This window comes from Pseudomonas sp. Z1-14 (genome assembly GCF_051132005.1).
GTDB lineage: Bacteria > Pseudomonadota > Gammaproteobacteria > Pseudomonadales > Pseudomonadaceae > Aquipseudomonas.
The window spans coordinates 2,991,028-3,003,431 of sequence record NZ_CP071646.1; the positions used below are offsets into that span (position 1 = coordinate 2,991,028).

Consider the following 12,404-nt stretch of genomic DNA (forward strand, 5'->3'; position numbering starts at 1 on the left):
GCGGAGTTTCAGGGGCACGCGATCCAGCTGCATTTTGGGGGCGCTACGCGCCCCAGCGGGAGCAAGCTCCCTCGCCACGGGGTTCGAGCGCCCTTGCGCTGATTGATCGGGTGGATGATCTCAAGGATTTACTTGAGGATCTGCAACGCCGCCCCTTCGACGGTTCGTCCAGCAGCACCAGTAGTGGCCAGGTTCAGGATTCCTTGCTGCAATCGCGCGGCGTGATGCCTTTGTCCTTGGCGTATTGCTGCGAAGACGCTTCGATGATCGGCCGCAGCAACGCGCGGTCGGCCTGCACCCAGTCACTGATCAGCTTCCACTGCGTGCCGTCCCACTGCTGGAAGCGTACCGCGCCGCCGCCCTCGTGGTCCGAGCAGGACAATTGCAACGGCTGCACCAACCCCAGCGCCCCCAGCTCCTTGAGACGTGCATCATCGAGCTTGAGATTCTCGAAGCCCCACCGAACCTGCTCGCCGGTCAACGGTTGCTGGCCGAACTTCTGCTGGGCAATGCGCAGCGCCTCGACGTTGAGGATGCCGTTGACCACGCCCAGGTTGTAATACACCGTGCCGAAACGCTTGGGGTCCGCCAGGTCGCCATGGCCGGCGTCGACCACGTCCTTCTTGATGCCTTGCAGCACCGGGAAACCGGTGCCTGACGGGTGCGTGGTGATCGCGATGAAACCCTTGGCCGCAGCACCGGCAGGCGCGGCGTCATCCTCGGAGTTGCTCCAGATGTTGCCGATGATGTGATCGGCCGGGAACCCGACCTTCTGCGCGGTTTTCAGCGCCACCGGGTTCATCACGCCCCAGCCGCGCAGGATTACCCAGTCGGGTTTTTCCCGACGGATATTCAGCCACTGCGACTGTTGCTCGTTGCCCGGATGCGGCACTTCAAGCAAGGTCAGCGCAAAACCGTATTTATCCGCCAGGGTCTGCAACACCTCGTTGGTTTCCTTGCCGTACGGCGAGCCGTGGTACAGGGTGACGATCTTCAGGCCCTTGAGCTTGTCCAGCCCACCGGCGCGCTGGCCGATGTAGTTGATGATCGCCGACACCTCGGAGTACGGGTTCAATTGCAGCGGGAAGACATAGGGAAACACGCTGCCATCGGTGGAGTCGGTGCGGCCGTGGTTGATGGTGATCAGCGGCAGTTTGTCTGCGGCGGAGCGCTCCAGCGTGGCGTAGGCAATGCCCACTGACAGCGGGTTGGTCGCAGCCGCCGGTGCGCCATTCAAACCTTTCTTCAGGCGCTCGTAGCACTCGACGCCCTTCTCTACCACGTACTCGGTTTCGCATTCGCTCCAGGTCAGCTTCACCCCGTTCACGCCGCCGTTGGCGTTGACGTACTTGAGGTAGTCGATGAAGCCACCAAAAAAACCCGTACCGCCGGCCGCATAGGGACCGACGCGATAGCTTTGCAGCGGGAAATATTGCTCGTTGTCCGCCTGCACGGTGAACGCGGCGGCGGTGAGGCTCAGGGCCAGTGCGAGGATGCTGGCGAATGATCGTTTGAACATCGGATTTTCCTTGTTATGGAGCCATAGAGAAGTCAACGGTGGCGCTGTTCAGTAGCGCAGCGGCCACAGCCGCGCACGCTGGCGAAGGCGTTGCCAGAGGCGCGCAAGGCCCTCCGGTTCCTTGATCAGGAACAGGATGATCAGCGCGCCGAAAAACATTTTTTGCAGGTTTTCCACCTGGCCGGCATCGATCAGCCCGCCGGGCAGCAGCGACACCAGGTTGGAAAGCAGCACCGGAAACAGCACGATGAAGGCCGCCCCGAGGAAGTTGCCCAGCAAGCCGCCGAGCCCGCCGATAATGATGATGAACAGGATCTGGAATGAGCGATTGAGATCGAAGCCATGGGGTTCGACGGTGCCCAGATAGGCGAAGGCCCAGAGCGCGCCGGCCACGCCGAGGTAAAAGCCGCTGATGGCAAAGGCCAGCAGCTTGGTTTTCGCCAGGGGAATGCCGATTACCGCCGCGGCCGTGTCCATGTCGCGCACGGCCATCCACTGGCGGCCCAATTCGCTGCGCACCAGGTTCTTGCCCAGCCAGAACAGCGCCACCACCACCGTCAGGGTCAACAGATAACGGCCGGCCGGCGCGTCCAGGTTCACGCCGAAAATATCCAGGCGCGGCGCGCTGATTACCCCCGACGCGCTGTCGTTGGAAAACCAGCCAAAGCGGGTCAGCGTCCAGGTCACGAAGAACTGCGCCGCCAATGTCGAGACCAGCAGATAGAAGCCCTTGATGCGCAGGCTCGGCAGGCCGAACAGGAGCGACACCAGCGCCGCCGTCAGCCCGCCCAAGGCAATGCTGAACAACAACGGCAAACCGCCGACACGCACTTCAAGGTTGTAGGTGGCGAACGCCCCCACGGCCATGAACGCCGCAGAACCCAGGGACAACTGCCCGGCGTAACCGGTCAGCAGATTGAGCCCCAACCCGGCCAGGGACAGCACCAGAAACGGAATCAATATCGCGCTGAGCCAGTAGTCATTGCCCAGCCACGGCACCACGACGAATGCAACCAACAGCAGCGCCGCCAGCCCGTGGCGATCCTGGCGCAAGGCAAAGACCCGGCGGTCCTCGGCGTAACGGGTGTTGAACTGGCCTGCTTCTCGATAAAACATGCTGTTCTCCTAGACCCGTTCGATGGCGCGTTCGCCAAACAGCCCGGCCGGACGCACCAGCAGGAACAGCAGCGCCAGTGCGTAGGGAAACCAGTTTTCAATGCCGCTGCCGATGAACGGCCCGAGATATACCTCCGCCAATTTTTCCGAAGCGCCGATGATCAGCCCGCCGACAATCGCCCCGCTGATCGAGGTGAACCCGCCAATGATCAACACCGGCAAGGCCTTGAGCACCACCAGCGACAACGAGAACTGCACCCCCAGGCGAGCGCCCCAGAGCAGGCCGGCGACCAGCCCGACGAACCCCGCCACCGTCCACACCACGACCCAGACCCGCTGCAAGCGAATTCCCACGGCCAGCGCCGCCAGCGGGTCATCCGCCACGGCTCGTAGCGCCAGGCCCAAGCGGGTCTTGTTGAACAGCCAGGACAGCAGCGCCACCAGTGACGCGGCGGTCAGCGCGGCGAAAATGTCGAACTGCGACAGCAGCATTCCGCCCATTTCCAGCGGTTCATCACTGATGCCCAAGTCCAGGCCATGCACCTGGGCACCCCACAATGCCTGGGCGAAACCTTCGATGACATAGGAAAGCCCAAGGGTGGCCATGAACAGCGTGATCGGCGAACGGTTGACCAACGGGCGCAACACCACGCGCTCCACCGCTACGGCGATCAGCAGCATCGCCACCAGGCTGATGAGAAACGCCAGCCAGAACGGCACGCCGCGCTCCAGCAGGCTGACGAAGGTCAGCGCCGAGAACAGCACCATCGCCCCCTGGGCGAAGTTGAACACCCCGGAGGCCTTGTAGATCAGCACAAAACCGATGGCCACCAAGGCGTACATCACCCCGGCCAGCAGCCCGCCAATCAATACTTCAAAGAGAAATTCCATAGCGTTTCCTGTTTTGCGGGCGCAGCTTGCCGACCCTTCCTGACGGAAAGGCGTCGAATTGCAAAAAATCAGTGTCGAGTGCCGAGGTAAGCCGAAATGACCTCGGGGTTCTGCCGTACCACATCCGGGGCGCCGTCGCCGATCTTGCGACCGTAATCGAGCACCACCACGTGATCGCTGATGTCCATGACCACGCCGATGTCGTGCTCGATCAACACCACCGTGGTGCCCAGCTCACGGTTGATGTCGACAATGAATCGGCTCATCAGCTGTTTCTCCTCGGCGTTCATGCCCGCCATGGGCTCGTCGAGGAGCAACAACCGCGGCTCCGCCGCCAGGGCGCGGGCCAGCTCCACGCGTTTCTGCAAACCGTAAGGCAAGGTGCCCACCCATGCGTCGCGCCACGGCTGCAAACGCAAGAACTCGATGACCCGCTCGGCCGCTTCGCGCTGGCTGTCGTCCTCCTTACCGGCCCGCCCGATACGCAACGCCTGCTCAATCCAGGTGCTGCGACGCTTGAGGTTGCGCCCGGTGAGCACGTTGTCGAGCACGCTCATGCCCTTGAACAGCGCGATGTTCTGGAATGTCCGGGCGACGCCCCGCACCGCCACGTCGTGGGCGCGCATGCCGCGGCGCTCGCGATTGTCGAAACGTATGCGCCCTTGCTGGGGTTGGTAGACCCCGCTGATGATGTTGAGCAATGAACTCTTGCCGGCGCCGTTGGGGCCGATCAAGGCGCAGATCTCGCCGGCGGCAACGCTGAAGCTGATGTCGGTGATCGCTTTGACGCCTTTGAACGACAGCGAAATGTTGTCCAGCTCGAGGAGCTGCGTGGCGGCCGTTCGGGTCATGTGGTCGCCTCCTTCCAGGCGCGTTGTGATTGGCGTTCGTCCCGTTCATTGGTAGTGGGGGCCAATGAAATCGTCGGCACCTCCCAATGGGCCGCACCCTCCCACTGGCGGACGTTGATACCCAAGGTGTCAAAAAATGCCTGGGTCTCAGGCGTTAGCGCATCACCCAACAGCAGCGGTGCATGGATTCGTGAAAACCCAAGCACGTCGCGCAGAGGCCGACGGACCAGCCAATGACCGATGAAGCTTCGCAACAGCCCCGGACGTGCCGCCAGGGCCCAATCCACCAGTCCGCGTGCCCCATCGCCCGGTGCCGGCAGGCGCTCCAGCACATAGCCGTGCAGACGCTCGTAGGTTTCCGGGGTGCCGGCCACCAGCGTCGGGCCCAGCTCACGTCGGTCGCGGTCACGGGTCGCCAGGTTTTCCGGGAAGTTCAAGCGGAAACCGGCGATCAGCCAGGGCGCGAGCAGATACCGCGCCTGGCCGCCCGAGGCGAAACCGCGCGCCGCCAATGCTTCCTCCTGCCGTCGCAGTCCTTCGCGCTGTACCAGTTGCTGCCCGTGTTGCAACAGCTCGGCGTGGCTGATGCATTGTTGCTCGATGGCTTGTGGCCCCCGGCGATAGAAAACGAACGCCGTTTGCTGCGCATGTGCCAGCGGGACGCGTTCATCGAGCGTCCTCGCCTCGATCAACGTGGCGTAATCCAGCGCCTGATCAAACGCGACCGAGCCTGACAGTCCGCGCTTGTCCAGATAGATCACCACGCGGGGGGCCAACTGCGCCGCGCCTAGACGCGACAATTCTTCGTGCCCCTCGGCCAGCACAAAATCCGGCTGCAATTCGCCGAGCAGTTCGACCTGCCCCGCGACTCCGTCCAACGGATCGAACAGGCTCGCCGCACCACCCAGCCATTGCGCCGCCAACGCCGCCACGATCGCCTGTGGTGTCGGGCGACTGATGATCGTCAGGGTCGCGCTCACCGAGAATCCCCGCGCTTGCAGGGCACTCGCCAGGCGCTGCACCTCATCGGCCAGCTGCCGCCAGGTCCGCACATGCCAGACACCCAGGTGCTTGTGGCGCAGGGCGACGTCCGTACCGTGCCCCAGCGCCTGTCGATGCAGCCAATGGGGCAACGTGTCGAAGGTTTCAGTGAGCGTGCCCATGCTGCCTCCCCGCCTAAGCGACCGCCGCTGTCTTGACCGTCACTTTCCCCTGCTCCAGCTCACGCACCAGCGGCAGGACCCGCTTGCCGAAATACTCGACTTCCTCCTGGAAATGCAGGAACGCGGCCAGTACGAGGTCCACTCCCACGGCTTTCAAGGCGACGATGCGCTCGGCAATCTGCTGGGGTGTGCCGATCAGGTTGGTCTTGAAACCGTCGTTGTATTGCACAAGGTCTTCGAAGCTGGACTTGGCCCAGTTGCCTTCGCCCTCAGGGCTGGCCTTGCCGGCCTGTTTTGCCGCGTCGCCAAAAGCGTTGACGGCTTCCGGGTCGGCCTGGTCGATGATCTGGGCCAGCACCGCGCGGGCCTCTTCCTCGGTATCGCGGGCAATGATGAAGGCGTTCACGCCGACCTTGACCGTGTGGTTGTTGGCCGCCGCTTTGGTCCGCAGGTCATCGACCTGGGCCTTGACCCCTTCCACCGTGTTGCCGTTGGTGAAGTACCAGTCGGACACCCGCGCAGCCATGTCCCGCGCCGCCCGTGAGCTGCCGCCCTGGAAAATTTCCGGATGCTGCTGCAGCGGCTTGGGCTTGAGCGTGTAGTCGCGAAAGCGATAGAAATCACCGGCGAAGGTGTAGTTGTCGGTGGTCCAGATGCCCTTGAGCGTGGTGATGAATTCCTCGGAACGGCGATAGCGTTCATCGTGCTCCAGCCACGGCTCGCCGATGGCGGTGAACTCGCCCTTGAACCAGCCGGACACCACGTTGATCGCCACGCGGCCGCCAGTGAGCTGATCGATGGTTGCGATCTGCTTGCCCAGCACCGAAGGCGTCCACGGCCCTGGCAAGACCGCCGCGATGACTTTCAGGCGCGTGGTGGCCGCCAGCAACGCGTGACTGAACGCCACCGATTCGTGCTGGTATTCGGCGCCATAACCGGCGGTAAAACGGATCTGGGTCAGGGCATAGTCGAAGCCGGCATCCTCGGCGATCTGCGCCAGCTTGCGGTTGTAATCGATCCCCCAGTCGGTGCGCTGCGGGATTTTGCTGACCACCAGCCCGCCGCTGACATTGGGCACCCAGTAGGCAAACTTGATCGTGTCCTGGCTCATTGCGTGTACTCCCGGCTCGTTGAGATATAGGCGTCGTCGCCTTTGTACAACGGCTAGAGCAGCAACCGTGCCACTTGGGTTTTCCCTTTATTTTCAGTCAGTTAATTCGCCTACTCAGTTTTGCGACTGTCGTGCGGCGAGCAAGCTGCTGGATCGCTGTTGCACAGCCAACACCCGGCGTACTGCCGCGCAAAAGGTGGACTGTTGCCTGTCGAACAGTCGCCGGACAGATTGCTCGCGGGACGACAGCATTTATGCCGGAAAACCCGGCGAACCCCTTGTTTTGATTGGCTTCGAGCAGCGGCATGGAGCGTGCAATGGCTGTCGACATCGGCAGGCCTTGGCCTTGCCCGCCCTCTTTTCCTCAGAAGGAACACCGCCATGACCGCACAGCAACAATACCTGCCGCATGTCCTTTCCACCGGCACCCACTACGAAGCCCTGGCCGAGCGCTTCCGGCCGATTTTCGCGCGTATCCAGGCGGGTGCGCTGGAACGCGAACAGACCCGCAGCCTGCCTTTCGAACAGGTGAAATGGCTAAAGGAAGCGGGTTTTGGCGCCGTAAGGGTGCCGGTCGAATATGGCGGCGCCGGCGCCTCGCTGCCGCAATTGTTGCAACTGCTGATCGAACTGGCCGAAGCCGACTCCAACCTGCCCCAGGCGCTGCGCGGGCACTTCGCCTTTGTCGAGGATCGCCTCAACGCCCATGCCACCCGCCCGCAGGACGTCTGGTTCAAGCGCTTCGTCGACGGTGACCTGGTGGGCAACGCGTGGACCGAAATCGGCGCGGTAAAACTTGGCCAGGTCATCACCCGGGTTTCCCGCCAGGGTGACCAATGGGTGGTCAACGGCACCAAGTACTACAGCACCGGCAGCATCTTTGCCGACTGGATCGACCTGTATGCCCAACGCGACGACACCGGCGCCGACGTGATCGCCGCCGTCAGCGTCCATCAGCCGGGCGTCAGGCAAAGCGATGACTGGGATGGTTTTGGTCAACGGACCACGGGCAGCGGCACGTCAGTATTCGAGAACGCCGTGGTAGAAGACGAAAACCTCATCGACTTCTCCACCCGCTTCAAATATCAGACCGCGTTTTACCAGTTGGTATTGCTCGCCGTGCAGACCGGCGCCGGGCGCGCCGCCGTCCGCGACATCAGCGAACAGGTGCGCCAGCGTACGCGGGTGTTCAGCACCGGCAACGCCAGTGAAGTGAGCCAGGATGTGCAAGTCCAGCAAGTCATCGGCAGGGCCTCGGCCCAGGTCTACGCCGCCGAAGCCACCACCCTGCGCGCCGCCGATGCCTCGCAGCGGGCCTATCAAAGTCGCTTCGACCTGGACGCCGAGAAGGAACACACCGCTAACCTCCTCGCCGAACTGGAATCGGCCCAGGCCCAAGTGGCGGTCGCCGACCTGACACTGCGCGCCACCAGCGACCTGTTCAACGCACTGGGCGCTTCCGCCACCAGCACCAGCAAAGCCCTCGACCGCCACTGGCGTAACGCCCGGACGGCGGCTTCGCACAACCCGCTGATCTACAAGGAACGCATCATTGGCGACTGGGAGATCAACGGGACGGAGCCGCCGTATGTCTGGCAGATTGGTGGGGGGTCGAAGCAGCGTTGAGCCGGGCCGTGATCCAGTCCCGACTGTGCTTGAGCACGCGCTCGGCGATCGCCGTCGGGAAATGAATGAACCCGTGGGGGCAGGATGGTAGAAGATGCGCTTCAACCGTAGCGGCCTTGCCCCACAACTCAGCCAGGCCAAGCGTGTCGTCCCTGAGCGGGTCCAACTCGCCAGTGAACAGCAGCGCCGCTGGCATCCCCGTGAAGTCACCATAGAGCGGCGACAGCGGCGCCTGGCGTCGCTCCTCATCGCTCAGGCCCGGCGTAAGCAGGCGCAAGGCATCGACCATACCGGGCCCGTCCAACACCAGCGTCTCAGCGCCGGCGGCGTGGACGCTCGCGGTCCCGGCCAGATCGTAGACGCCGTAATACAGCACCGCACCGCGTATGCGCCCAAGCAAATCCGGCCATTGCCTGAGCGCCAGCAGCGTTGCCACGGCCAAGTGGCCTCCAGCCGATTCACCCACAACGATCACCGGCAGATCGGCGAATTCCTCCTCCTCGCTCAACAGCCAACGCGCTGCTGAGAGGCAATCCTCCATCAGACCTTCCACCGGTGTGCTGACCGCGAGCCGATAATCCACCGAGACCACAATGACCCCGCACTCTTGCACCATGGCGATGTTGAACCGGTCATTCATCTGGGCATTGCCAATGACCCAGCCGCCACCGTGGAAATCCAGCACGACGCCTCTGGCTTTTCCTTTCGGCCGGATTATCCGCACCGGCACCGCGACGTCGCCCGTGCCTATCCGGCGTTTTTCAGCCAGTAGCCCATGTTTGCCCAACTTGCCGTCGCCGTTGATTTGACTGGCGCGCAACAGCGCTTGAATGATGCGCTGGGTGACACGATTGCGGATGCGAAAGCGTGGCAGCCAGGCCAGTTTCCTGTTGAAACTGCGCACCTGCGCCAGCTCATCTTCATCCGCTGGCCATAGCTTTGCGGTATTCAATGGGCGACTGCTCATCAGCGGTTATTACGCAGGATGGAGAAGTTCAAGGCAGCGGCTACGCAAAGCCACGCCAGGTAAGGAAACAGAATCAACCCGGTGATCACGTCCAGGCGCAACGCCAACACCACCATCACCGCCACGACCAGCCAGAGCAGCGTGATCACCACCATACCGGCCAGGACCTGATGGGCACCGAAAAACACCGGGGTCCATAGCGTATTGAGCGCAATCTGCGCCGCCCATAATGCCAATACAAATTGGCTCCCCGGGATCAGGCTCAAGCGATATCCGGCCCAGGCAAGCAGCAGGTAGATGACTGCCCAGGCCACGGGAAACAACCAGTTTGGGGGTGTGAAGCGGGGTTTGACGAGGGACTCGTACCACTGGCCCGGTTTGAAAATGACACCGGTGCTTGCCGCAGCGCAGCAGGCGAGGAGAAAAATGAAGAAGGTCATTGGGCGTCCTTGGCTGGGGGCAGTTGTCGAGGGGCGAGCATGATCGGCAGCGATTGGTTGCGATTCATCGCCATGTCCTTCTCAAAGACTCGCTGGCCTTGGAAAAAATTCAACGCGTTCGGGGCACTTGTATCAGGAAGGAAGGTTGAGCACTGGGCCAGGTGCCAGATCAATTGCCGCGAATCCGGCAAATCGCCTACGCTAGGCCCATGACTGGGCGGGCAGTTGCCACCCACTTGGGAGCAAGAAATGTTCGCCAGACCTTTTTCCATCGACATTCCTGAAAGCGCACTTGATGACCTGCGCCATCGCCTGCAAAACACTCGGCTGCCGGTGCCACTGGCCGGTCAGGGCTGGAGCGAAGGCATGGACATGGACGTGCTTGGAGAACTCCTCCTCCAGTGGTCGACAACCTTCAACTGGCGTGCCCAGGAAGCCGCGCTCAATCGCCTGCCGCAATTTGTCGCCACGCTCGGCGAGCAGCAGGTTCATTTCGTCCATCAGCGCGGCCTGGGCCCCAATCCGATGCCGCTTGTGCTCACCCACGGCTGGCCCGGGTCGTTCATCGAGATGCAGCGCATCATCGAACTGCTGACGGATCCGGCCAGCCATGGCGGTGATCCAGCCGATGCGTTCGATGTGGTGGTGCCGTCCTTGCCCGGCTACACCTTTTCCGCGCCGTTCAAACAGGCGGGTTGCGGGCCTTTCGAGGTGTCAGGTTTGTGGAGCGAGCTGATGACGGGGCTCGGCTATGAGCGGTTCGGAGCCCAGGGCGGCGATGTCGGCGCGGCTGTAACCAGTTGGTTGGGCATGCGCTTTCCCGAGCGACTGACCGGCATCCACCTCAACTACATTCCCGGCGCCTACCGCCCGCCCCTGGGCGAAACCGACCCACCTTTGAGCGAAGAAGAAACCGCTTACCTGCAACGCGCCGCGGCCTTCAGCGAAGCCGAAGGCGCCTATGCGCACATCCAACGGACCAAACCGCAAACCCTGGCCGTGGGCCTCAGCGACTCTCCGGCGGGGTTGCTGGCCTGGATGGGAGAAAAGATTCTCTCGTGGTGCGATACGAGCCCCGCCATCAGTCATGAATGGCTGCTGACCAATGTGACGCTCTATTGGCTGACGAACTGCATCGGTTCGTCGTTTCGCCCGTATGTGGAAGGCAGCAAGCGGCCCTTGCTGTTCAACAGCGGCGAGCGGGTGAAACCACCGCTTGGGGTCGCGCTGTTTCCCAGGGAACTGCCGCTGCCGCCACGCAGTTGGGTGGAGCGTGGCTATAACGTCAAGCGCTGGACGCCGATGCCGCGCGGTGGTCACTTTGCTGCGTTGGAGCAGCCGGAGTTGCTGGCGGAGGATATTCGGGCGTTTTTTCGGGATTTGCGCTGAGTTTTCCACCAATAGTGTTCCGAAAATCATGTAGGAATTCACAACCCGTGGCGAGGGAGCTTGCTCCCGCTGGGCTGCGAAGCAGACCCAAATGAGCCACACCATTTCGTCAGGCACGCCGCATCGCCTGGTTTTGCGGCGGCTGCGCCACCGAGCGGGAGCAAGCTCCCTCGCCACGGGGGATCGGGGCGTCCTACAGGTCGGTTGTGGGGGCTGGGTGCGACTTCTATAGTTGGGGCGTCGCTGGCTTTGGCTGGTGGCTGGGTTTCGCAGCCCGACTGCAAAGGAAATGCACCGTCGAATGAAATTCAGGCAAACTTGCCCGCGTTCATTTTATGGCGGTTGCGCGCGGGAGATCTTCGGGTCTGCCGGGTTTTCCTTCCTCGGTCTGCGAACCCGCGCGCAACTGCCACCCGTTTGTTTCGCAGCGAAAAGGTGGCATTTCTTTTTTCTTGAAGGAAGTAACCTTATGACCGCTAATCATGCATCTGCCCGCTACACCCCCCTCACCCCGATTGCAACCACCTACCCTGTCCTGCTGATCGACACGCACGCGCCACTGCCCGAACTCCACGCCTGTGTCAGCGAGCGGCTGCACGCCACGCTCGATTACCTGACGCTGGTGGCTTGCTCCAGCCTGCGGGACTCATCCACCAGTGATATCAACACTCTGACCAACGTTGCCCGGATCCTCGTGCAGGACGTGGCCGACGTGTTCGGCGTCATTGAACGACGCGGTCTGGAAGGTTGATTTAAAACCCGTGGCGAGGGAGCTTGCTCCCGCTGGGCTGCGAAGCAGCCCTAAGTCAGCGACTCAATATCGCCAGGCACACTGCGGTGTCTGATCCAAGGGGTGCCTCGCACCCCAGCGGGGATAAATCCCCTCGCCACAAAGAGCCTCCCACCGGGAGTTACATCAGAGTTCAACAAACGGAGTTAACTACATGGAAGTCGACAACCAGCTGTCCCCCGCGCAATGCACCGGCATGGAAGACATCCGCCGCGAAATCGATGCCCTGGACCAGACTGTCATCAAACTCTTGGGCAAGCGCTTTCAATACGTATTGGCGGCATCGAAGTTCAAGACTTCGGCGACCTCGGTCCGCGCCCCGGAGCGTTTCCAGGCGATGCTGGCAATTAGACGGCAATGGGCCGAGGCCGAGGACCTCAGCCCGGATGCCATCGAAAAGATGTACAGCGACCTGGTCAATCACTTCATTGTTGAAGAGATGAAACACTGGACGGCTCAACAATCCAAAGCTTGAGCCATGCACCTGTGGGAGCGAGCCTGCTCGCGATGACGGTGGCAAGTCAGACACTTTCGTCACTGA

13 protein-coding genes are annotated in these 12,404 nt (G+C 62.2%); 4 read left to right on the plus strand and 9 right to left on the minus strand.

Features of this window, described 5'->3' with window-relative positions:
• Window positions 1-193 precede the first annotated feature (193 nt).
• From J3P89_RS13505 to sfnG, 6 genes are all read right to left on the minus strand, one after another.
• Window positions 194-1,519: an ABC transporter substrate-binding protein gene (locus J3P89_RS13505; protein ID WP_434697856.1), complete on the minus strand. Its 1,326-nt coding sequence runs from the start codon at window positions 1,517-1,519 to the stop codon at window positions 194-196.
• Between the two features lie 48 nt (window positions 1,520-1,567).
• Window positions 1,568-2,635 carry a branched-chain amino acid ABC transporter permease gene (locus tag J3P89_RS13510; RefSeq protein ID WP_434697857.1) on the minus strand — a complete coding sequence of 356 codons (1,068 nt, stop codon included), beginning with the start codon at window positions 2,633-2,635 and terminating at the stop codon, window positions 1,568-1,570.
• Window positions 2,636-2,644: 9 nt separating this feature from the next.
• Window positions 2,645-3,526, minus strand: coding sequence for a branched-chain amino acid ABC transporter permease (locus J3P89_RS13515; RefSeq protein WP_434697858.1), 882 nt, complete (start codon window positions 3,524-3,526; stop codon window positions 2,645-2,647).
• A 68-nt stretch (window positions 3,527-3,594) separates the two neighbouring features.
• The gene (locus J3P89_RS13520; protein ID WP_434674302.1) at window positions 3,595-4,377 is read right to left on the minus strand and encodes an ABC transporter ATP-binding protein; all 783 of its coding nucleotides are present in this window, start codon (window positions 4,375-4,377) and stop codon (window positions 3,595-3,597) included.
• Window positions 4,374-5,540, minus strand: coding sequence for an AMP-binding protein (locus J3P89_RS13525; protein ID WP_434697859.1), 1,167 nt, complete (start codon window positions 5,538-5,540; stop codon window positions 4,374-4,376). Before J3P89_RS13525 ends, J3P89_RS13520 begins: the two co-directional genes overlap by 4 nt.
• A gap of 13 nt (window positions 5,541-5,553) precedes the next feature.
• Window positions 5,554-6,651 (minus strand): dimethylsulfone monooxygenase SfnG, encoded by a 1,098-nt coding sequence (gene sfnG, locus J3P89_RS13530; protein ID WP_434697860.1) that lies wholly within the window; start codon window positions 6,649-6,651, stop codon window positions 5,554-5,556.
• Window positions 6,652-7,032: 381 nt separating this feature from the next.
• Between sfnG and J3P89_RS13535 the strand changes: the two genes are divergently transcribed.
• Window positions 7,033-8,277 (plus strand): acyl-CoA dehydrogenase family protein, encoded by a 1,245-nt coding sequence (locus J3P89_RS13535; protein ID WP_434674299.1) that lies wholly within the window; start codon window positions 7,033-7,035, stop codon window positions 8,275-8,277.
• Here the strand turns inward: J3P89_RS13535 and J3P89_RS13540 are convergent.
• From J3P89_RS13540 to J3P89_RS13550, 3 genes are read right to left on the minus strand one after another with little or no spacing between them, the layout of a single operon-like run.
• Window positions 8,219-9,244 carry an alpha/beta hydrolase gene (locus J3P89_RS13540; protein WP_434697861.1) on the minus strand — a complete coding sequence of 342 codons (1,026 nt, stop codon included), beginning with the start codon at window positions 9,242-9,244 and terminating at the stop codon, window positions 8,219-8,221. The genes J3P89_RS13535 and J3P89_RS13540 overlap by 59 nt on opposite strands.
• Window positions 9,244-9,684 (minus strand): tryptophan-rich sensory protein TspO, encoded by a 441-nt coding sequence (gene tspO, locus J3P89_RS13545; protein ID WP_434697862.1) that lies wholly within the window; start codon window positions 9,682-9,684, stop codon window positions 9,244-9,246. The genes J3P89_RS13540 and tspO overlap by 1 nt, the downstream gene beginning before the upstream one ends.
• Entirely contained in the window at window positions 9,681-9,956 is a 276-nt protein-coding gene (locus tag J3P89_RS13550; protein WP_434697863.1) for a hypothetical protein, read from the minus strand. The genes tspO and J3P89_RS13550 overlap by 4 nt, the downstream gene beginning before the upstream one ends.
• On the opposite strand from J3P89_RS13550, the gene J3P89_RS13555 reads away from it, so the two are divergent.
• The 3 genes from J3P89_RS13555 to J3P89_RS13565 all read left to right on the plus strand — a co-directional run bounded on the left by J3P89_RS13555 (window position 9,934) and on the right by J3P89_RS13565 (window position 12,338).
• The gene (locus tag J3P89_RS13555; RefSeq protein WP_434697864.1) at window positions 9,934-11,073 is read left to right on the plus strand and encodes an epoxide hydrolase family protein; all 1,140 of its coding nucleotides are present in this window, start codon (window positions 9,934-9,936) and stop codon (window positions 11,071-11,073) included. The two genes, J3P89_RS13550 and J3P89_RS13555, sit on opposite strands and share 23 nt — an antisense overlap.
• A gap of 469 nt (window positions 11,074-11,542) precedes the next feature.
• Entirely contained in the window at window positions 11,543-11,824 is a 282-nt protein-coding gene (locus J3P89_RS13560; RefSeq protein ID WP_434580987.1) for a fructose-bisphosphate aldolase, read from the plus strand.
• Window positions 11,825-12,017: 193 nt separating this feature from the next.
• Complete coding sequence (locus tag J3P89_RS13565; RefSeq protein WP_434697865.1) at window positions 12,018-12,338, plus strand: isochorismate lyase; 321 nt, start codon at window positions 12,018-12,020, stop codon at window positions 12,336-12,338.
• Window positions 12,339-12,404: the final 66 nt, after the last annotated feature.

What these genes read in the sequence shown, in the direction of transcription:
- J3P89_RS13505 (WP_434697856.1), bottom strand. Translation starts at nt 1,519, where the DNA reads ATGTTCAAACGATCATTCGCCAGCATCCTCGCACTGGCCCTGAGCCTC.
- J3P89_RS13510 (WP_434697857.1), bottom strand. Translation starts at nt 2,635, where the DNA reads ATGTTTTATCGAGAAGCAGGCCAGTTCAACACCCGTTACGCCGAGGAC.
- J3P89_RS13515 (WP_434697858.1), bottom strand. Translation starts at nt 3,526, where the DNA reads ATGGAATTTCTCTTTGAAGTATTGATTGGCGGGCTGCTGGCCGGGGTG.
- J3P89_RS13520 (WP_434674302.1), bottom strand. Translation starts at nt 4,377, where the DNA reads ATGACCCGAACGGCCGCCACGCAGCTCCTCGAGCTGGACAACATTTCG.
- J3P89_RS13525 (WP_434697859.1), bottom strand. Translation starts at nt 5,540, where the DNA reads ATGGGCACGCTCACTGAAACCTTCGACACGTTGCCCCATTGGCTGCAT.
- sfnG (WP_434697860.1), bottom strand. Translation starts at nt 6,651, where the DNA reads ATGAGCCAGGACACGATCAAGTTTGCCTACTGGGTGCCCAATGTCAGC.
- J3P89_RS13535 (WP_434674299.1), top strand. Translation starts at nt 7,033, where the DNA reads ATGACCGCACAGCAACAATACCTGCCGCATGTCCTTTCCACCGGCACC.
- J3P89_RS13540 (WP_434697861.1), bottom strand. Translation starts at nt 9,244, where the DNA reads ATGAGCAGTCGCCCATTGAATACCGCAAAGCTATGGCCAGCGGATGAA.
- tspO (WP_434697862.1), bottom strand. Translation starts at nt 9,684, where the DNA reads ATGACCTTCTTCATTTTTCTCCTCGCCTGCTGCGCTGCGGCAAGCACC.
- J3P89_RS13555 (WP_434697864.1), top strand. Translation starts at nt 9,934, where the DNA reads ATGTTCGCCAGACCTTTTTCCATCGACATTCCTGAAAGCGCACTTGAT.
- J3P89_RS13550 (WP_434697863.1), bottom strand. Translation starts at nt 9,956, where the DNA reads ATGGAAAAAGGTCTGGCGAACATTTCTTGCTCCCAAGTGGGTGGCAAC.
- J3P89_RS13560 (WP_434580987.1), top strand. Translation starts at nt 11,543, where the DNA reads ATGACCGCTAATCATGCATCTGCCCGCTACACCCCCCTCACCCCGATT.
- J3P89_RS13565 (WP_434697865.1), top strand. Translation starts at nt 12,018, where the DNA reads ATGGAAGTCGACAACCAGCTGTCCCCCGCGCAATGCACCGGCATGGAA.